The 16,769-nt window shown below is 65.6% G+C and carries 21 protein-coding genes and 2 pseudogenes; 7 read left to right on the top strand and 16 right to left on the bottom strand.

The window, feature by feature from the left end; genetic code table 11:
- Nucleotides 1-177: 177 nt before the first annotated feature.
- Nucleotides 178-1,263 (bottom strand): SAM-dependent methyltransferase, encoded by a 1,086-nt coding sequence (locus AB1285_RS23345; RefSeq protein ID WP_039712022.1) that lies wholly within the window; start codon nucleotides 1,261-1,263, stop codon nucleotides 178-180.
- Between AB1285_RS23345 and AB1285_RS23340 the strand changes: the two genes are divergently transcribed.
- Together AB1285_RS23340 and AB1285_RS23335 are read left to right on the top strand one after the other, a co-directional pair.
- Entirely contained in the window at nucleotides 1,250-1,474 is a 225-nt protein-coding gene (locus AB1285_RS23340) for a hypothetical protein (RefSeq protein WP_039712023.1), read from the top strand. The two genes, AB1285_RS23345 and AB1285_RS23340, sit on opposite strands and share 14 nt — an antisense overlap.
- 159 nt (nucleotides 1,475-1,633) lie before the next feature.
- Nucleotides 1,634-1,906, top strand: a complete 273-nt coding sequence (locus AB1285_RS23335; protein ID WP_429977947.1) for a hypothetical protein — start codon at nucleotides 1,634-1,636, stop codon at nucleotides 1,904-1,906.
- 56 nt (nucleotides 1,907-1,962) lie between these two features.
- On the opposite strand, the gene AB1285_RS23330 is transcribed toward AB1285_RS23335, so the two are convergent.
- A complete protein-coding gene (locus AB1285_RS23330; RefSeq protein ID WP_005050743.1) occupies nucleotides 1,963-2,517 on the bottom strand; it encodes a hypothetical protein in 555 nt (184 codons plus the stop codon).
- Nucleotides 2,518-2,868: 351 nt separating this feature from the next.
- Between AB1285_RS23330 and AB1285_RS23325 the strand changes: the two genes are divergently transcribed.
- Both AB1285_RS23325 and AB1285_RS23320 read left to right on the top strand, forming a co-directional pair.
- Nucleotides 2,869-3,234 carry a hypothetical protein gene (locus AB1285_RS23325; protein ID WP_135012837.1) on the top strand — a complete coding sequence of 122 codons (366 nt, stop codon included), beginning with the start codon at nucleotides 2,869-2,871 and terminating at the stop codon, nucleotides 3,232-3,234.
- A gap of 180 nt (nucleotides 3,235-3,414) precedes the next feature.
- Nucleotides 3,415-4,197, top strand: a complete 783-nt coding sequence (locus AB1285_RS23320) for an IclR family transcriptional regulator (protein ID WP_039712028.1) — start codon at nucleotides 3,415-3,417, stop codon at nucleotides 4,195-4,197.
- A 99-nt stretch (nucleotides 4,198-4,296) separates the two neighbouring features.
- Here the strand turns inward: AB1285_RS23320 and AB1285_RS23315 are convergent, their stop codons facing one another.
- Genes AB1285_RS23315 through AB1285_RS23290 form a run of 6 tightly spaced genes read right to left on the bottom strand, consistent with a single transcriptional unit; the run spans nucleotide 4,297 to nucleotide 8,877 of the window.
- Nucleotides 4,297-5,136 (bottom strand): aldo/keto reductase, encoded by an 840-nt coding sequence (locus tag AB1285_RS23315; protein WP_005050739.1) that lies wholly within the window; start codon nucleotides 5,134-5,136, stop codon nucleotides 4,297-4,299.
- Nucleotides 5,133-6,371, bottom strand: a complete 1,239-nt coding sequence (locus AB1285_RS23310) for an NAD(P)/FAD-dependent oxidoreductase (RefSeq protein ID WP_005050737.1) — start codon at nucleotides 6,369-6,371, stop codon at nucleotides 5,133-5,135. The genes AB1285_RS23315 and AB1285_RS23310 overlap by 4 nt, the downstream gene beginning before the upstream one ends.
- 1 nt (nucleotide 6,372) lies before the next feature.
- A complete protein-coding gene (locus AB1285_RS23305) occupies nucleotides 6,373-6,567 on the bottom strand; it encodes a ferredoxin (RefSeq protein WP_005050734.1) in 195 nt (64 codons plus the stop codon).
- A gap of 14 nt (nucleotides 6,568-6,581) precedes the next feature.
- Nucleotides 6,582-6,896 (bottom strand): hypothetical protein, encoded by a 315-nt coding sequence (locus AB1285_RS23300; protein ID WP_005050731.1) that lies wholly within the window; start codon nucleotides 6,894-6,896, stop codon nucleotides 6,582-6,584.
- Nucleotides 6,893-7,486 (bottom strand): 3-phenylpropionate/cinnamic acid dioxygenase subunit beta, encoded by a 594-nt coding sequence (locus AB1285_RS23295; RefSeq protein ID WP_005050730.1) that lies wholly within the window; start codon nucleotides 7,484-7,486, stop codon nucleotides 6,893-6,895. Before AB1285_RS23295 ends, AB1285_RS23300 begins: the two co-directional genes overlap by 4 nt.
- Nucleotides 7,483-8,877 (bottom strand): aromatic-ring-hydroxylating dioxygenase subunit alpha, encoded by a 1,395-nt coding sequence (locus AB1285_RS23290; RefSeq protein ID WP_005050729.1) that lies wholly within the window; start codon nucleotides 8,875-8,877, stop codon nucleotides 7,483-7,485. Before AB1285_RS23290 ends, AB1285_RS23295 begins: the two co-directional genes overlap by 4 nt.
- A gap of 145 nt (nucleotides 8,878-9,022) precedes the next feature.
- On the opposite strand from AB1285_RS23290, the pseudogene AB1285_RS23285 reads away from it, so the two are divergent.
- Nucleotides 9,023-9,334 (top strand): annotated as a pseudogene (locus AB1285_RS23285) (class II aldolase/adducin family protein); the annotation flags it as partial.
- A 145-nt stretch (nucleotides 9,335-9,479) separates the two neighbouring features.
- A complete protein-coding gene (locus AB1285_RS23280) occupies nucleotides 9,480-9,752 on the top strand; it encodes a class II aldolase/adducin family protein (protein WP_429977946.1) in 273 nt (90 codons plus the stop codon).
- A gap of 51 nt (nucleotides 9,753-9,803) precedes the next feature.
- Here AB1285_RS23280 and AB1285_RS23275 read toward each other — a convergent pair whose 3' ends face one another.
- The 3 genes from AB1285_RS23275 to AB1285_RS23265 all read right to left on the bottom strand — a co-directional run bounded on the left by AB1285_RS23275 (nucleotide 9,804) and on the right by AB1285_RS23265 (nucleotide 12,001).
- A complete protein-coding gene (locus AB1285_RS23275) occupies nucleotides 9,804-10,634 on the bottom strand; it encodes an alpha/beta fold hydrolase (protein ID WP_319033552.1) in 831 nt (276 codons plus the stop codon).
- Between the two features lie 80 nt (nucleotides 10,635-10,714).
- Nucleotides 10,715-11,428 (bottom strand): alpha/beta fold hydrolase, encoded by a 714-nt coding sequence (locus tag AB1285_RS23270; protein WP_005050723.1) that lies wholly within the window; start codon nucleotides 11,426-11,428, stop codon nucleotides 10,715-10,717.
- 420 nt (nucleotides 11,429-11,848) lie between these two features.
- A complete protein-coding gene (locus AB1285_RS23265; RefSeq protein ID WP_212743478.1) occupies nucleotides 11,849-12,001 on the bottom strand; it encodes a LysE family transporter in 153 nt (50 codons plus the stop codon).
- Nucleotides 12,002-12,374: 373 nt separating this feature from the next.
- On the opposite strand from AB1285_RS23265, the pseudogene AB1285_RS23260 reads away from it, so the two are divergent.
- Nucleotides 12,375-13,621, top strand: a pseudogene (locus AB1285_RS23260) (IS256 family transposase).
- A gap of 292 nt (nucleotides 13,622-13,913) precedes the next feature.
- On the opposite strand, the gene AB1285_RS23255 reads toward AB1285_RS23260, so the two are convergent.
- From AB1285_RS23255 to AB1285_RS23235, 5 genes are all read right to left on the bottom strand, one after another.
- The gene (locus AB1285_RS23255) at nucleotides 13,914-14,039 is read right to left on the bottom strand and encodes a hypothetical protein (RefSeq protein ID WP_429977945.1); all 126 of its coding nucleotides are present in this window, start codon (nucleotides 14,037-14,039) and stop codon (nucleotides 13,914-13,916) included.
- On the bottom strand, nucleotides 14,036-14,764 hold the full coding sequence (locus AB1285_RS23250; RefSeq protein ID WP_429977944.1) for a hypothetical protein: 729 nt from the start codon (nucleotides 14,762-14,764) through the stop codon (nucleotides 14,036-14,038). The genes AB1285_RS23255 and AB1285_RS23250 overlap by 4 nt, the downstream gene beginning before the upstream one ends.
- Before the next feature lie 258 nt (nucleotides 14,765-15,022).
- Entirely contained in the window at nucleotides 15,023-15,322 is a 300-nt protein-coding gene (locus AB1285_RS23245) for a hypothetical protein (protein ID WP_429977943.1), read from the bottom strand.
- Between the two features lie 377 nt (nucleotides 15,323-15,699).
- Nucleotides 15,700-16,281 (bottom strand): hypothetical protein, encoded by a 582-nt coding sequence (locus AB1285_RS23240; protein ID WP_429977942.1) that lies wholly within the window; start codon nucleotides 16,279-16,281, stop codon nucleotides 15,700-15,702.
- Nucleotides 16,274-16,495 carry a hypothetical protein gene (locus AB1285_RS23235; protein ID WP_005050716.1) on the bottom strand — a complete coding sequence of 74 codons (222 nt, stop codon included), beginning with the start codon at nucleotides 16,493-16,495 and terminating at the stop codon, nucleotides 16,274-16,276. The genes AB1285_RS23240 and AB1285_RS23235 overlap by 8 nt, the downstream gene beginning before the upstream one ends.
- Nucleotides 16,496-16,769 lie beyond the last annotated feature (274 nt).

Genomic DNA, 16,769 nt, shown 5'->3' with positions numbered 1-16,769 from the left:
CGCCACCGTCCCGCTTGGACCGCTGACAGAACTTGTCGGACGATCCCTCTCGGCGACTGGGAGATGGGTCAACTCATCCGGTAGCGCCTACCTGTCATATCCATCACTCAGAGGATCCTGACCCGGACGAACGATCGCAGTCGCTCGAGGGCAAAGGACCCGTGCGGATGTCGCGCGTCACACCTCGACCTCGAACGGCAACTTTCGCAGTGTCGTCGCGGAAATCCCGGTGCTCTTGTACATCCGGGCGTGGGCGTACTGGATCTCCGGCAGCAGATCGATGCGGCCGATCGCCTCCAGCATGATCTCGTCGGCCTGACCGGTGAGATGACGCAGTTCGGGGATCGCGTACCCGCCCACGTACTTCCCGGAGTTGAGATCCCAGGAGCGCACGGCCGGCAGCGCCTCCTCGATCCTCTCGCCGAGCTCCACCAGAGCATCGAACGTGTCCTGCCCGTAAGCGTGCGGGGAGAATGGGATCTGCGACATCGTGCCCTTGGTGACGTTGAAGCAGTCGCCCGTGAACGTCCACCACAGGAACGCCAGCCGCGACGCCGCGATCGCGCTGGCCGCGAGCTGGTCCTTCCGGTTCTGAACGAACAGCTTCCCCTCGTTGAGGGGCACCGTGGCGTGCGTGGTCTTGTCGTAGGTGACCGGCGGCACCGTGTACGTGCTCAGGAAGTACGTGGCGGTCTTCTTGAAACCGACGGAGTAGTCGCTCACACGGACAAGCGGCGTCGAGGAGATCGTGCCCTTCGCAAGCAGCGTGTCGATCAGCTCGAACATCGCGTCGCTGCTGGCGCGCATCCAGTTCGGGGTCCGCGAGCCGGCGGGCCGAAGCGAATACCGCAGTGTCGCCATCAGATGCGGACGGAACGCCTCGATCCAGCTGTGGGTGAGCGTCGTGTGCAGCTCGGAGACGCTGCCATACCCGGCGGCGGTGATGATCGTGCTGCGCACCTTCACCTGGAACAGGGCAGCCGGGCGTTCCTGGAAGGTGCTCACCCAGATCGCATCGAACCGCCGCTCGTAGAACTTCCGCAGTGACTCGTCGCGATCGGCGAACTGGCTGCGGATGGGAACGATCAGGCTGAGCCGGCCATCCGGGCGCGTGATCTGCGCCGAGCGCTCGCAGCAGGAGGCGTAGATGTCGTCGACGTTGTCTGTCTCGAAGCCGGTGATGCGGTAGCTGAGCTCGCGCCGGTTGACGTAGGGTGGGTTGCCGATGACGACGTCGAAGCCGCCCTGATTGGGGTGTGACACGTCGCCCCGCACCGGCAAGAAGCGCGGCCCGTACAATGTCCAGCGCATCGAAAAACACCCCGCGACCTTCCGACTACCTCCGGACGTCTTCGAGTACATCAACCAGGCACGCGACGAAGCCGCGGCCCGTGGTGATCGCCTCACCAAAGACGAAGCGATCACCATGGCAGTCCGCGCGTTCTGGGGCGGCAAGCGCCAGCGCCGCCGCTGATCACCACACCGACATAACCGACGAAAAGAACTCTGGAGGCATCTGATGAGCCGTCGATCTATGCTCGAGCAGGAAACCGATCCGCTACACCCCGCGCGGATGCTACCGCGCACCTGAGACGAACGCGCGGTCCTTCACCGAGGATGGCTACATCTCGACATGATCAACCGAGGCAGCGAGAAGATTTCGTGCGAAGAGGTGGAGGACCTCGTCTACCGCTATGACAGCTTCGATCTAGCGGCCGCCGTCGCGATGCTCGACCCCGTGTTCAGCGAGCGGGTATGCGTCTACGTGAGTCTCAAGGAGGGCGGCCCGCTCGGGCTCGAACGGATCCGCGCCGCCATGGAGTCCGCCGGGGTGGCTAAGCATAAGCACCCCCGAGCGGCTGATCGCCGTCGACGACATGCCCCTCACCAAGGTAGGCAAGATTGACAAGAGGGAGCGGAGAGGGCTTTGCCCGCCGCGACAGCGCCTAATGGGGCAGACGCTCAGCGCCCGCGCCGCCACGCGAGCCAGTGGCGGATGCTCTCCTCGAGCGCGTGCAATAGAGGCAACATCACCCAGATGACGCACGCGACGGTCAGTGGCGTCGTACATAGGATCTGGAGGTACGGCGGCAGGCCGGTCAGGAGCGGAGCGATGAAGTAGGCGTTGAACATGGCAGGCGGTACCAGCGCGATCCACACTAAAATCGCCGTCCACCACCGCGGGCGCGCGGGACCGGCCGTCGGGATTGCACCGGTGAGGGCGTCCGGAGTCAGTGGACGGGCCTGCCCGATCGTGAGCGGCACGGCCTGTTGCAGGTGCGCCTGCCGCTCCTTACTGTCCTCCCACCGGATGAGGTCATGGGGGGAAGCGAACGTGATCTCGACGACAACCTGGCGCCGGTGCCGTTCCGAGACTCGGACCTTCGACTCCCGGTAGCCGGGGAACGACTGGGCCCGGCCGGTGAAACCATGCGCCCACTCGGTGAGATCGTCCAGCCGCCCGGGGACGGCTGTGCGCGCCACCCGAGCCGTGACCGTGAGGTTATCTGGTTGCATGGTGTCCTCCCGGGGCAGAGGAAGCCCCGTCTCCCAGCGTATTGCGCCGATGACGCGGCACTGAACAGCTTCCGACCATCGGGGTCCGGATCAATAGCGCGAAATAGTGCTCTTCCGAGCAGTGGAGTGTCACCGCCACTGCCGCCTCACGCAGGATGGAAAGTTGAAAGACCTGGATCGACGGGGAGGTCATTTGCACGAGGCGTTTCGCTTGCTGCGGGAAGAAAGGCTCAAACGAGGCCGATACCATCGCCGAGCGACGGTGTATCACCCGGACGTAGAAGAGGTCGACCAGCTCTACGGTGTCCGGCTTCAGCTGGAGTCCTTAGGCGCGCGCCGGACGGTGGACGGATGCTGCGCTCCGAGATCGGCGCTTCGCGCGAGTACGGGACGCTAATGGATGCGGCGCTGGCAGTCGGTGACATGGACGCCTGGCTGGTGGCGCACCACGCGTTCCTCCGCTGCTGCGTCGCGCGTGCAGACATCCCGTTGGGGCGGGTAGTGGACTCCTACCCGGAACGCTGCTTACACATCTATCAGTTGTGGCACCCGCAGTCGTTCGCCATCGCTCATCGCGAGTACGAGGCCGTCCTCGAGTCGATCGTCAGGCGTCCGACGCCCAGGGGATCGATCTGTCGCCGCTGGCGACCCACGAGTTCGCCTTCGACGATGCCGCCGCCGCCTTCGAGCAGTCCCGCGACGCGTCCAGCAGCCTGAAGGTCCTGCTCCGACCGTAGAGCGCCTGGGCCGTCGGGGCCGTCACAGGGAGCCACGCGGGCGGCGTGGGGTGGCACGGGCTGCAGTGGCACCGCGGAGACGATCCTCCCGCCTGTCGGGTCGGCATCGGAGCGCGCGGTGCAGGAGGAGCGCGCCCACGTTGCAAGTAAGCTTTCTGCCGTGCAGAATCGACAGCTCGGGTCGCCGGGCGATCCACCCCAGTATCCGATCGAGTCGGTCGACAACGCGCTGAAGCTGATCCTGCTGCTGGGTGAGGAGCACGAGCTGCGGCTCACGGACGCCGGTGCCCTCCTCGGGGTGGCGACCTCGACCGCGCACCGACTTCTCGCGATGCTGGCATGGCGCGGCTTCGTGCGGCAGAACCCGGTGACCAAGGCTTACGGCCCTGGCCCGGCGCTGACGACGGTGGCCTTCTCGGTGCTGCGCAGGATGGATGTCCCGAGACTGGCGCAGCCGATCCTCGAGGACCTCAGCGCCGCCCTCGGTGAGACCTGCCACCTGGGCACGCTCGAGGGCAACCATGTCCGATTCCTCGCCGTTGCCGAGCCCGATGTGGCCGTGCGCGTGGTTTCGAGACTGGGCAAGACCCTGCCGGCGCATTGCACCTCGACCGGCAAGGCGCTGCTTGCCGAGCTGAGCGACGAGCAGCTCTTCCGGCTGTACCCGGACGAGCAGCTCGAGATCGTCACACCGAACTCCATACGTTCCCGAGACGAACTCGTCGCCGAACTGGTTCGGACACGACTGGACGGTTATGCCGTGAATCGGCAGGAAAGCGAGGACGGCGTGGCGAGCGTCGCGGTCCCGGTCCACGTCTCGTCGGGACTGCGACTGGCGATCAACGCCTCCGCGCCCGTGCAGCGGTTACCGCCGGGCAAGGTCAAGTCCCTAGCGCGGTCACTGCAGGACGCCGCGATCCGCCTCGCCGAACTGTTGGGGTGAACCGGCCCGGGTCGTCGTAGCGCCCATGGATGCGCTGCGCACGCGAACACGCCGCTGATGAGCGTGGCTGCGGGAGCGACCGACCCGCCGCCGTGGGCCTCAGTGCCCGTTGGCCGGATCGTCCGGGTCGCGGGCGGCTTCTTCGCCTTGATCCAGCCCACTCAGCGTCGCCATATCCTCCGAGCTGAGCGTGAAATCGAAGACGTCGATGTTCTGCGCGAGATGCTTCTCATCGCCGGCGCGCGGGACGGGAACGATCCCTTCCTCGATGTGCCAGCGCAGTAGGACCTGTGCGGGCGACTTGTCATACTTCGACGCGATCGCGGTCACCGCGGGATCGGACAGCAGGGCTCCTCCGCGTCCGAGCGGGCTCCACGCCTCGGTCAGGATGCCGTGAGCGCGCTGGAAGCTGCGCTGTTCGACACGGGCGATGTCGACGCTGAGCTGGATCTGATCGACGTCGGGGACGACACCGGTCGCGTCGACGACGCGCTGAAGGTGGTGAGACTTGAAGTTGGAGACGCCGATCGCCTTCACTCGTCCCTCTTCGAGCAGTCTCACCAGACCCTTCCACGCTTCGACGTATCGGTCGAGGGCCGGAACCGGCCAATGGATCAGGAACAGATCGAGGTAGTCGACGCGAAGGGTCTTCAGCGATCGGTCGTACGCGCGCTGCACTCCCTCGACGCTGTGGTCCTCCTTGTTGAACTTGCTCGTGATGAAGACCTCGTCACGAGGGATGCCCGATGCACGCAGACCGGCACCGACGGCCTCCTCATTCGCGTACTTGTACGCCGTATCGAACAGGCGGTAACCGTAGCCGACCGCCTTCTCGACCATCGTTGCGCACTCGTCTCCCGTGAGTGGCCACGTGCCCACCCCGATTCGCGGGATGCGGTGACCGTGCAGGAGGGGGAGGGTGGTGTCGTCAGCTCTCATCGGGCGGCCGCCTTCGCCGGAGCCGTGCTCGAGGGCTCGAGGAGGGCGCGCAGCCGATGTATCAGCTCGTCCGCCTTCGCTCGCGAGGCGACCGAGCGGCGGGCGTCGACGAGGGCACGCGGCCAGTTCACGATGACGGCACCTTCGGCCTGCCCTTGGCTCTCGCCGTACACGACGGCGAAGCGGTCCTGCGCAGGGTCGCCCACCATCGTCCAGTGATCAGATCCGGTATGCCCGACGATCTGGATCTTCCAGTCGTACTGGTCGCTCCAGACATACTCGGTCGTGTCGTAGTCCTCGCAATCATCAGGGTGGACGATGTTGTGTGCGACGACGCGAGCCTGATCAACGGCATTGGTCCAATGTTCGAGGCGCAGCGAGACGTTGCGCGACGCACTCGCCCAACGTGCGATATCGCCGACGGCAAAGATCTCAGGATGCCCGATGGCCCGCAGCCCAGAGTCGCAGGTCACCCCGTTGTCGAGTTCGATGCCGGAACCCTCGAGCCACTCTGTGTTGACCACAGCTCCGATACCGACGAGAGCTGCATCGGCCTCGATGATCTCGCCGCCATCGAGCACCACGCGCACCCCGTCTGCCGTCTGTTCGACGCCTTCGACTGTCCTTCCGAAGTACTCCTCGACGCCCTCCTGGGCATACTTGCGGCTGAAGATCTGGCCGACTTCGGCATTGAGCACCCGCGACATCGGCGCCGGGAACGGGTCAACCATGCTGACCCGTACGCCCGCCGTGATCGCCGTTGCGGCAGCCTCCCCCCCGATGAAGCCTGCGCCGATGACCACAAGGTGCCGCGCTGTGGCCAGCTCATCCCGCAAGCGCTCGGCATCGCCGCTGGTACGCAGCAAGTGAATATGCTCACCTTCACCCCACGGAGAGCGACGGGCGCGTGACCCGGTGGCGATCACGAGTGTGTCGTATGAGACGGCTGTACCGTCCTCGAGCGTCACAACCTGGCCTTCGAGGTTGAGGGATGCCGCGGGCGTGCCGAAGATTGAGATGGCTCCGATCCCCCGCGTCTCGTGCTCGGAGAGAAGCTCGATCTCGTGTCGCGCCGTCTCACCGGTGAGGTACTTCTTCGAGAGCGGAGGTTTGTCGTAGGTGGGATGGCGTTCCTGGTCAATCAGGACGATCTCGCCCTCGAATCCCTCGCTTCGAAGGGCTTGGGCGGTCTTGAGCCCACCAACAGAGGCGCCGACGATGACGACCCGCGACACGTCAGTCCTCCACAACCAAGGCGGAGACGGGGCAGCTGCGCGCCGCCTCCTCTACTCGCTTGCGGTCACTGTCGGGCAGGTCCTCGCGCAGAACGATCACTAGGGCGTCGTCATCTAGGTCGAAGTAGTCGCCCGCGGCGACAACGCAATTGGCGTAGCCCTGGCAGGCGCTGCGGTCGGCGATGATCCGTGCCATCGGTCTCTCCTTTTCTACTGCGGTCGCATTTCGGGAAACATCGGCTGGTCAGGCCGCGCGATCATCTCGGAGAACGTCTGCGTGGTCTGCCAGGTCAGGGCCTCGAGTTCCATGGGGTCGATCGCGATCCACTGGCCAGTTTTCGGGGCGTCGATCAGTAGCCTCGTGCCGTTGTGAGTTTCCACGCGGCGCACTTCGATCTCCGAAAACTCGTTGGCGATGACGAGCGGCTCTCCGACGGTGCGGGCAATAAGACGCTCGCGCTCCGCCGCCGCAGCCGCCGCGGCATCACGATCGACGTCGGCACCCTCCCAGTCGAGGCCGCTCACAGGAAGATCGCCAGGTTCTGGGTGCGGAGCACCGACTCGTCCACCATGATCACCCGACGTGCCAACTGCAGGTCGTCACCGACGCGACGCAATACGTCCTCGCGGTGAGCGGAGATGATTGACGGCTCGTTGACGTCTCCCCGGCTGCGGAACAGCAGGACGGCGGAGTCGACGATGAGCTCGTCCTCGACCGAGGACAGGAACACGCGCACGTTCGTCACGTAGTGACGCAGGCGTGAGGGAGGGTCCTCCGTCCAAGCGTGTTCAGTCAGGAATCGCGCGACCCGGCGGCTGAGCGAGTACTTATTCTCGTCCCAGTGCGACATCCCCCTCGCCGTCGTGAAGGAAGACCCGAGAGCCGTCGTCTGACGCACCGGCATGATGTAGTGAATATCCTCTGTAAGCGTCTCAAGCCAGTGCTCGTACCGTTGCTCGTCGAGGGTGTAAGCCTCTTCAATCAACCAACGATGCGCCTCGAGATGCAGTTCGTCGGAGAACAGTAGGGACCGCCCGACTCGATCGGCGCGCGTGGCGTGGGCGCCGAGAGGCGATTGCTCGGATATCTGGACACCGGTCTCGGTGTTCATCATGCGGGTGCCTCCCCGTTGTTGGTGATGCCTGTACCGATGCTCGCGACCTGCACCTCGACTTCGTCATCGGTGTCGAGGTAGTCGGCCCAGCGATCGAGCAGATGACGCTGGTTGTACTCGCCGTAACCAACGTGCGCGACGCCTGGACCGGCGAACTGTTCAGGCGTCAGCGCAGCGACGACCGGAGTGTCGTCTTTGAGAGTCCCCATCCGACTGTTGAGCAGGAGCCGTCGAGCCATCGAACCCTTGGCAGTCGTGGTCAGCGAGACCCAGTTCTCGACATCGTCCTGCTCGAACATTCCCGTGCTACCGAAGCACATAAGGTAGGCCTTGTACGAGAGCTCCTTGAACTCCTCCGGCGCCTCGGCATCGACCGCGAACCAGGAGTAGACCTCCGTCTCGTTCTCGCTAATGGGCTGCCACGAACGGATCGAGATGAAGGGCAGCACGTCGTCCCCGTCCTCCACCTTCGGCCAGTTGTGCACGAAACTCATGTTCGGGAAGAGCGATGCCGCTGAGATCATAAACCCGTCACGGCCAATCACATCGAGCTGCTCAGGCGACCATTGCTCCTTCATCCGCTCGATCATCGCGTCGGGATATCCGACGTAGCGCAGCCGCTCCTCGAGGCTGCCCGGCGGGAGCTTGTAGGTCGTGCCGCCGCCGTTGCCGGCCCAGTACGTGTTGCCGTCCTTGCGCTTCTCCGCCTTCGGCTCACGGAACAACCCGATCTCGACGACCGAGGTGTGGGTCTGGGGCGTGTGATACATGTCGCCGGCGAAGTTCTCGGCGCCGATCTTCCAGTTCGCGTTGACGCGCCACCGCTGCGGGCCACGCAGCTCGATGCCCTTGGCGCTCTGCCCGGTGTAGTAGTCGAGGTAGAACGCGAAGTCGCCGATGTATTCCCGCAGGGTCGGCGCGTTCGGGTCCATGCTGATGAAGATCAGACCGTTGTATGTGTCCAGGTTCGGCGCCGGGAGCAGTCGTGCACCCTTCTTGTTGAACCCTGCCTCACCCCCGTAGGCCTCCTCGTGGAACGGGAGGCCCATAATCCGGCCGTCGTTGCGGTATGACCACCCGTGGTAGGGGCAACGGAAGTGGGAGGCGTTGCCGACCTCGGCGCGGCACACCTGCATCCCGCGGTGCAGGCACATGTTGAAGTGCGCCCGAATCTCACCACTCTCATCGCGCACGACGATAAACGAGTCGTCGAGCACATGCCGCACCACGTAGTCACCGGGCTGAGGGATCTCGGATTCATGTCCGACGAAAATCCACGCGCGGCTGAAGAGCTTGCTCTTCTCCTGCTCGAAGATCTCCTCGTCGTTATAGATGTGCGCCGGGATCATGCCGCGCCGCACGTCCTCGAAGATCGTCGTCTTGCTCGCCATTGGGTCGCTGCTTCCTGATGTCAGAGTCCTATTCCGCGCCTTGAAGATGATGTCGGTCGAGACCGGTTTTCTTTAAGACAGAATCTGATTCTGCTAGATTTTCCAGGAATTCGCAATCGGAGATCACGCCTCGAAGGAGAAGTGGATGATGAACGACTACGTCGACGAACGCATGCTCGTCGCCAATGCTTGCCGCGTGCTCGCGGTCCGGGGGCTCGTGGACGACATCCTCGGGCACGTCAGCCTGCGGGTCGACGACGACACCGTCCTCATCCGAGCCCGCGGACCGCAGGAGCGGGGGCTGCGGTTCACCACCGCCGACGACATCCTCGCCGTGCCCCTTGAGGGATCGTTCGAGCTCGCCGGCGGGTACCGGGCGCCGAACGAGCTGTCTCTGCATCTTGAGCTGCTGCGCCGCAATCCTGCGGCTCGATCCGTCGTCCACGCGCATCCGCCGGCTGTCGTCGCGTTCTCGCTGACCGGACGGACGTTGCTACCGATTGTCGGTGCCTTCAACATCCCCGCTATGCGGATGGCGCGCGGCGGCATCCCCGCGCACACCCTCGTCTGCGCTGATCCGCAACCACGCACGCGCGACGGCCATGGCGGACGATTTCGGCACGCGGCCGGTCGGCATCCTGCGCGGTCACGGCCTCACGGCCGTCGGCGAGAGCGTCCCGCAGGCCGTCATCCGCGCGATCAATGTCGACAGCCTGGCTCGCGTGCACCTCGCCGTTCTGCAGGCAGGGGCCGAGCCTATGCCGATCGATGACGACGATCTCGCCGACCTGCCCGACCTGGGTGACGCATTCAACGACGGGCATCTCTGGCGATTCCTGCTGCAGGAACTTGCTGAGCAACGGCTCCTGCTGTAGTCGGGCCATCACAGATGTCCGGAGCCCGGGTCGCGATCAACTGCACCATCCTCACCGCCGCAGGCGCACATTTGGACCGAGCCACTCCGTCACCAGGGTGAGTACCGCATCGCTGTTCGACTCCTGCATCAGCATGTGGCCGTTGCCAGCCACGTTCGCTGCCGTCAACGCGACGAACCTGACATCGCCGCCTCGCTCGGCGAGCCAGTCAGCAGTCGCGCGGTCCGACTCGATCGGATGATCGGTGTCGTGGGTACCGACCATCACGAGGGTCGGTAGGCCGTCCAACTCCCTGTCGCCGATATGGACCTGCGCACCGCGGACGTTCTGCCGCTCGAGGAGGAGCCCGGCTGGGATTGGCACCAGCTGCGAACGGAGCTCGTCCAGGTGACCGGGTGGGAACTGCTCGCTTGCACCGACCAGCTTCGCCTCGATGAACTCTGGTCCGGGATGCCACCAGCCGCGACGGGGAAGCCTCCAGGTGAGCGGGCGTCCCTGGACGACGATGTGATCGGCGTCCTCTTCCAGCACGGCGGGCTCGGGCTGGATGTCCCCGGGGGGAGCGGGTGCCAGCGCGACTAGGGCGATCAGTGAATCCCGATGGTGGAAAGCGACCCGATAGCCGAAAGCGGCGGACATGGAGTGGACCACGAGGACGACCGGGCCGCCGAGCGCAGCGATTAGCTCGACGATCGCGCCGGCGACCGCCGCCCCATCCAGCCGCGTGTCGGGGTCCCATGCGCCGCCAGCCGACAACCCAGGCCACGTCATCACGACCGCGCGGTATCCGGCTTCGGCGAGACGGGGTGCCCACCCGGGTCGCCCGCCGATCGCTCGACTCCAGCCACCGGGGCCCACCCCCCCGCCGTGAACGAGCAGCACCGTCGCACGGGCGGGGCCGCCGGGCAGCCATTCGGCGTAAGCGACGGTCCCAGCGGAAGTCGCGAAAGAGCGAAACGTCGTCACGACATAACGGAGACGATGGCTGCTGCCAGCTCCACCGGGCGCGTCAACATGGCCTGATGGCTCCCCGGCGAGCTCGCGGTCGTCGGGTTCGTGAGCCGGTCTGCTGATGCGCGGTACAACTCCTGCGGCACAGCCCGATCCTCTTGCAGGAAGATGTAGCCGCTCGGCACGTCACCGGTGCCGGCCGTCCGAAGACGGATCGGCTCGTCGAGCCAACCGCCAGGCGACGGCACCAGACGAGGCTCGACCTGCGCGTGAAGCTCCTCCGATCCGTCCTGCAAGAAAGCCGTCATGAATAGCTGCGGCGGGATCGGCACGCTCTGGTCGGGCGAGGACGCGGCTGTGCCACGGGCGAAATTCGCCAACTCGGCGGGGAGGATCGCATTGATCGACTCGCCGTCGGCGAGTACCCACGCGTCGATGAAGATCGCCTGCTCCACCTGCTCCGGCATCGCCTCAGCTACGAGTTGGATGAGCGGGCCGCCGCCACTGTGGCCGACTACGACGAACCGGTCCCACCCCTTGTCGGCGATCCGGCCGATGAGATTGTCCGCCATGGTCGAGAGCGTGACACCTGCACGGTCGTCGTTGTCACCGTGACCCTGCAAGGTTGGGGCCCATACCTCGTGGCCTGCCTTCGTGAGCTCAGCGACAACGCCGTCCCACGCCCAACCACCCTGCCAACCTCCATGAACCAAGACGATGCGCATTCTGGAACTCCTTTGTTCACCGACGGCGGGTTCCGTCGGATGGAATCCCACTCTACCTAGCAGAATCTGTGCAGAACAACAGTCCTGTTCAATCCCTTCAGAAAGGGTCATTCGTACTCGTCGAGCTTCCGGAGGACGGTCTATCTGAGCGGCGTCTCACGGAGGTCCTGCAGCATGATCGCCCGGTTCAGGGGCGAGATGCATTGCGGGACCTCTCTGGCCAGCGTGACCGCCACTGCGCCGAGCGGGGTGCCGGATCCATGTGAGTCGCGTCGACACGAATCCGGAGATTGTGCCGGCGCCCAGCACGATGAGGGAGTTGACGATCATCCTGACGATGATCTGAACTCCGCCGAGAACGAATCCCTGAGCGGTCGTGTTTCCCTGCCCGTGATCTATGAACTGCGGGATGATCGCGAGTTACATGACAGCGGCCTTGGGGTTGAGCAGGTTGGTGACGAGCCCCATCCGGAACAGCTTCGACCGGGAGTCGCGCGCGTGGGATTGTGTCTCGAATAGCCCGTTGCCGCCGGGGCGCAGGGTTGCGGACGCCAGCCACGCGAGATAGAGCACTCCAGCGGCTGTCCCGGTCCAGCTCACCTTGACAGGGCTCTCAGGGGTGAGTGCTCGACCGGACGATCCCCCGCGGACTCGCCATGGAGCCACGGCCAAGGAATGCGGAGATCGAGGACGCCGGTCGCGCTGAGCAACACCGGGATGAGGAGAAGAGTGAGCCGCCCCGTCGGCGATCGCCCTCGCCTCTGAACGGCGCGGCTGCTCACGTCGTTAACAACACTCTAGGTCGATCTGCCTGCCGCAAGCGGGGGTGACGTCCCCTGGGGTGGTGTAGTTCTCGGTGCTGGGTGTCACGTCGAGGACGTGGTGAGCCATCGTGCGATGGTCAGTGAGAACGACTAAAGCTACTCACAGAAAGACACAACGCACGATGGCTCTAGACCAGTCTGCCCTCCTCGAGCTCCTCGGGGAACTGAAACTCACCGACGTCACCGACCGGATCCGGACAGCGACCGAGACGCTCTATCAGGAGCTGATCGACGCGGAAGCGGCCGCGTTCATCGGCGCCGCCCCCGTTCGAGCGCACCCCCGGACCGGGTCACGCAACGCAACGGCACCCGCCGCGGACGCTGACAAACCACGGCCGGGGAACTGGAGCTGCGGATCCCGAAGCTGCGGCAAGGTTCGTTCTTCCCGTCGCTGCTGGAGCGGCGCCGACGGGTCGATCAGGCCCTGTTCGCGGGTCGTGATGGAGGGCCTACGTCCACGGCGTCTCGACACGCAAGGTCGACGATCTCGTCAAAGCGCTCGGCGCGGACACCGGGATCAGCAAGTCTGAAGTCTCCCGGATCTGCGCGAACCTGGACGAGGACGTCGCCGCGTTCCGGGACCGGCCCCTCGCCGACCAGGCCTACCCGTATGTGTTCCTCGACGCGACCTACTGCAAAGCCCGTGTCGGGCGCCGGGTCGTCTCCCAAGCCGTGGTCGTCGCCGTCGGGGTCGCGCAGGATGGGCGCCCGTGAGGTGCTCGGGTTCGAGGGTCGGGGAGACCGAGTCGCAACCGTTCTGGACGACTTTCCTCCGCTCGCTGAAAGCCCGTGGGCTCGGCGGGGTGAAGCTGGTGATCTCCGACGCGCACACCGGGCTGGTCGCCGCGATCCAGACCGTGTTCCAAGGCGCCAGCTGGCAGCGCTGCCGGGTTCATTTCATGCGGAATGTGCTCACCGCGGTCCCCAAGACCGCTGGCCCGATGGTCGCGTCGATCATCCGCACGATCTTCGCCCAGCCCGACACGGAGCACGTGTTCGCGCAGTTCACGAAGGTCGTGCGCATGCTGACCCGGTCGCATCCGAAAGTCGCCGGCATGCTCGAGGACGCGCAAGACGAGCTCCTCGCGTTCTGCCAGTTCCCGTTCCAGCACTGGCGTCAGATCTGGTCCACGAACCGCCCTCGAACGGGTCAACAAGGAGATCAAAACGCCGCACCGACGTCGTCGGAACCTTCCCGAACCCTGCCGCGCTGCTCCGCCTCGCCGGGCACGTTCTCATCGAGCAGCACGACGAATGGGACGGCGCCGACCGCCGCTACTTCAGCGAACACTCCATGGCCCCTGCTCCTCACCGAACCCGAGGAGGTGGCCATCCCGGAACTGACCGCGGCATAATCAAAAACAGCTGACCCGCACGGTGTTGAGAAACTCCACCACACAGCGGGACGTCCACCCAAGCGGGCATCTGAGTTGAGTCGGACCAACTGTAGGAAAATGCCATTTCGCGTGGAATCCTGGCCCTGAAACCGTTGCCAACTACCGTGGAATCGCGAGGGGTTCATGCCATCTCGAGCGGGAACCTACAATGCCGCTTTCCTCGAGGAGGATGCGACCGTGAGGATCCTCGCGGTCGGTACAGACGGACTATGAGGTGTTCCCCTCGGCGCTGGCGCACGAGATCGCCCCGAGGTCTCTGACGCGCTAGAGGAGCGCGGTGTCCACGCGGCAGCACTTCTGCTGCGCGTAGGGACGGTCACTCAACGGGATCCAGCCCTCTTCTCCTCGGCGGAGGAGGCGCGGGTGTCCGGGCTCGGTCTCAGCAGTCATGTGTGGGCCAGCGTTGGTCCAGCAGTTCTGTGCGCGCGTCTCGCACCACAGCGCGAGTCGCGCTTTCGCGGGGGAGGACATGCCCGGTGCGTCCACCAGGCGCGCTTCTCCCCGTAGGGGCCGAATTGGTGCCCTTCACTGTGGGCGATTGCGTCGTGGACAGCGCGGAACACGTCGTTGGCGAGCATCGGCGCGCGCTCTCCCGAGGGGAGGGTGACGGTCACGGTGCGTGCCATCGGGTGGTCCGGCGGTAGAGCGCCTTCGGTGTGCTGCGAGACCTCGGTGCGGAAGTAGAACAGATGCTTGTTCTGTCGCAGATCGTCGAGCATCGCGGCGGAGTCGGCATAGGGCTGCTCGGCCTCTCCGTGCCAGGGCTCGAAGGTGTAGCCGGCTTCCGTGAGCATGTCCCACTGCGCGCCGATGTGCTGGCGCAGGCTTCGGTAAGACCGGGCGACCTGTGGGTGGGTGGGTTCGTGCGCTGCGGCCGCGTAGGCTCGCGCTGCAGCGATGTCGTCGAGCTCGGTCAGCCGGGGGATGGGTTTGCGTTGCGGGAACCCGTGCGCGTCGGCGTATCGCTCTCTGAGCGATTGGATCTCCTTGATGGGCTGGTGGCGCTGGTAGCTGTCGGTGCCTGGCACGAACGCGACGTGCGCTCGAGCGAAGGTGGGCGACGTGCCGAGACGTGCGGCGATCGCGTTCACGGCGGATGCCGGCAGCGGGTACACGGCGGGTTCGGCGATCTCGAGCTTGCCGTCGTAGAGCCTGCCACCTGGTGCGCCGGCGGCGCGGAGGATGTCGAGAGTCTCCTGGACTTGCAGCTGCGAGCCGGTGTCGGCGGCGAAGCTGTAAACCCGGTCAGGTCCGTCCGGGTCGAAGTCAACCCGGCCATGATGCTGTCCTGCTCATACCGTCCTGCGAGCTCTCCCGCCCAGTCGGTGACCTGCTCGAAGCTGTCCGCACGGACGATGTAGGCGCCGGCTGGTTCAGATGCGCCTTCCCCAGAGCCCGTCTGCGTGCTGCAGTTCCGAGATCTCGATGCCGTGGCGTTCCGCGGCGGCGCGGAGGGTGTCTTCGTACTCGATCCACTCGTCGGTGTCGTAGTAGCTGGGGCGGGAGCTCATTCGCATCAGCTCGCCAGAGACCGGCCGGAACGGGGTTGCCCCGATGAAGGCCTCGAGCTGCTTCTCGGCGTTCTGCTCACGCTTCTCCGCACGCCGACGCCGCTGCCCTGCGGCTGTCGACGACGGGCACCGTCGCCCTCCGTGGTCGATGTCGTCGCACATGGCTCTCCCGTTCGTCTGCTGGGTATAGGCCGGTGTTGGGGGTGTTCGCGGACAGAAATCGGGCCCCGCCGGTGAGCGGGGCCCCGAGGAGTGCGGTCGAGGTCTGGGTCAAGCCGTTGAGCTCCTCCCAGACCTGGTACGCGCGGTGGAACTCGGGGCTTGTCATCGTTCCCCTCATTGATGAGCTGGTCGAGGTACTCGTCGAGCTCGGCCTGCGAGAGCTGGCGTGGATCCTTCATGACACGGACCCATCCGCTACCGGCGGGCAGCTGCATCGGGCGCGTGGCTGCTGGCCTTTCCAATTGCCGGTGTAGAACAGCGCGCACGGCCACTCATGCTCGCCGCGGCGCCGCGGCCTCGGGACGGCGACCGTGAGCTCACTGCCCAGGTTCAGCGCGTCCCATGATGTCGTCGGCGATGAAACCTGCCTCTTCGTCAGGCTCGTCGGTGTGCTGCTGGATTATTCGCACGATCGTCGCGCGCACATCCAGAGTGACGGACGACGGCGCAGCCCCGGTCATCGGGTGTACTCGCTCGGTGAGGGGGATCGGCAGGTCGGGGTCGCGCAGCTCGTACTGCCGGTCCTCCACGTAGGCGGCGTACTCGTCGGCGAACTCACGCGCCTCGGCCTCGTTGTGTCCGTCCTGGCGGGCGTGATCGAACGCCGCCGCCCACTGCTCCCCCACTGCGCGATCGCGCAGCGCCGCGCTGACACCATCCATCAGCTGACCGGCCCGCACGGACGCGAACCGCAGATCCCCTTCGGCGAGGGCGAACAGGATCTTCTCGATGCCTTCGATGGCGGGTGCGGGGATGGTCAGGGTGATGTCGTCGCCGGCGTCGTGCTGGCCGGTGCGGAGGCGCCAGAGTGCGTCGGAGAGGGTGAGTGCGCGTTGGCGCTGGATGGGGGTAAGGAGGGAGCTGTCGGTGCCGGTCGTGGTGGGGGCGGGGTTAGGCATGCTCGGCCTCCTCTGTGGGCGGATTCATGATGATGAACCCTGTGCCGGTGGGCGGCTGGTCCTGGCGCAGTCCGATGATCTCGGTGTCGTTCGCGTCGGTGTCGTTGAGGGTCTGCGTGAGCAGGTCGGCGTACTCGTCCGGGGTGAGTGCCTGGACGGCCGCGGCGTCGGTGACGTCGACGGGCTTGCCGTTGACGTGGAAGATGCGGGTCATGGTGCTCCCTGGTAGTGCGTCGGTGGTGTCCATCTTCGTCGCGGGTCAGTGGAGGTCGAGTTCGACGCTGTCGGCTTCGAGGTCGGGGATGGTCTGGTCAGGGTGGCTGAACGTGGCGGCGGGGGCGTGGGACGGTGACGCGGTCCCCGCGGTGCGTTGTCAGTCGGAGCAGCTCGGCGAGGGCGCCGTTGGCGTGGACGTTGTAGGGGCCGGCGTCGGTGTCGACGCGGAACCCTACTCGTGCTCGGCGGTCGGGGAGGCGGCGGACGAGGGT

Source organism: Microbacterium sp. NRRL B-14842, from assembly GCF_050470785.1.
Note: the sequence above shows the minus strand (reverse complement) of the source record. Positions and strands in the feature narration are given on the sequence as shown.

Coding starts and splice junctions, on each gene's coding strand:
- AB1285_RS23335 (WP_429977947.1), top strand. CDS start 1,634: ATGATCAACCGAGGCAGCGAGAAGATTTCGTGCGAAGAGGTGGAGGAC.
- AB1285_RS23330 (WP_005050743.1), bottom strand. CDS start 2,517: ATGCAACCAGATAACCTCACGGTCACGGCTCGGGTGGCGCGCACAGCC.
- AB1285_RS23325 (WP_135012837.1), top strand. CDS start 2,869: ATGCTGCGCTCCGAGATCGGCGCTTCGCGCGAGTACGGGACGCTAATG.
- AB1285_RS23315 (WP_005050739.1), bottom strand. CDS start 5,136: ATGAGAGCTGACGACACCACCCTCCCCCTCCTGCACGGTCACCGCATC.
- AB1285_RS23305 (WP_005050734.1), bottom strand. CDS start 6,567: ATGGCACGGATCATCGCCGACCGCAGCGCCTGCCAGGGCTACGCCAAT.
- AB1285_RS23295 (WP_005050730.1), bottom strand. CDS start 7,486: ATGATGAACACCGAGACCGGTGTCCAGATATCCGAGCAATCGCCTCTC.
- AB1285_RS23290 (WP_005050729.1), bottom strand. CDS start 8,877: ATGGCGAGCAAGACGACGATCTTCGAGGACGTGCGGCGCGGCATGATC.
- AB1285_RS23280 (WP_429977946.1), top strand. CDS start 9,480: ATGGCGGACGATTTCGGCACGCGGCCGGTCGGCATCCTGCGCGGTCAC.
- AB1285_RS23270 (WP_005050723.1), bottom strand. CDS start 11,428: ATGCGCATCGTCTTGGTTCATGGAGGTTGGCAGGGTGGTTGGGCGTGG.
- AB1285_RS23255 (WP_429977945.1), bottom strand. CDS start 14,039: ATGACTGCTGAGACCGAGCCCGGACACCCGCGCCTCCTCCGCCGAGGA.
- AB1285_RS23245 (WP_429977943.1), bottom strand. CDS start 15,322: ATGTGCGACGACATCGACCACGGAGGGCGACGGTGCCCGTCGTCGACA.
- AB1285_RS23240 (WP_429977942.1), bottom strand. CDS start 16,281: ATGCCTAACCCCGCCCCCACCACGACCGGCACCGACAGCTCCCTCCTT.
- AB1285_RS23235 (WP_005050716.1), bottom strand. CDS start 16,495: ATGACCCGCATCTTCCACGTCAACGGCAAGCCCGTCGACGTCACCGAC.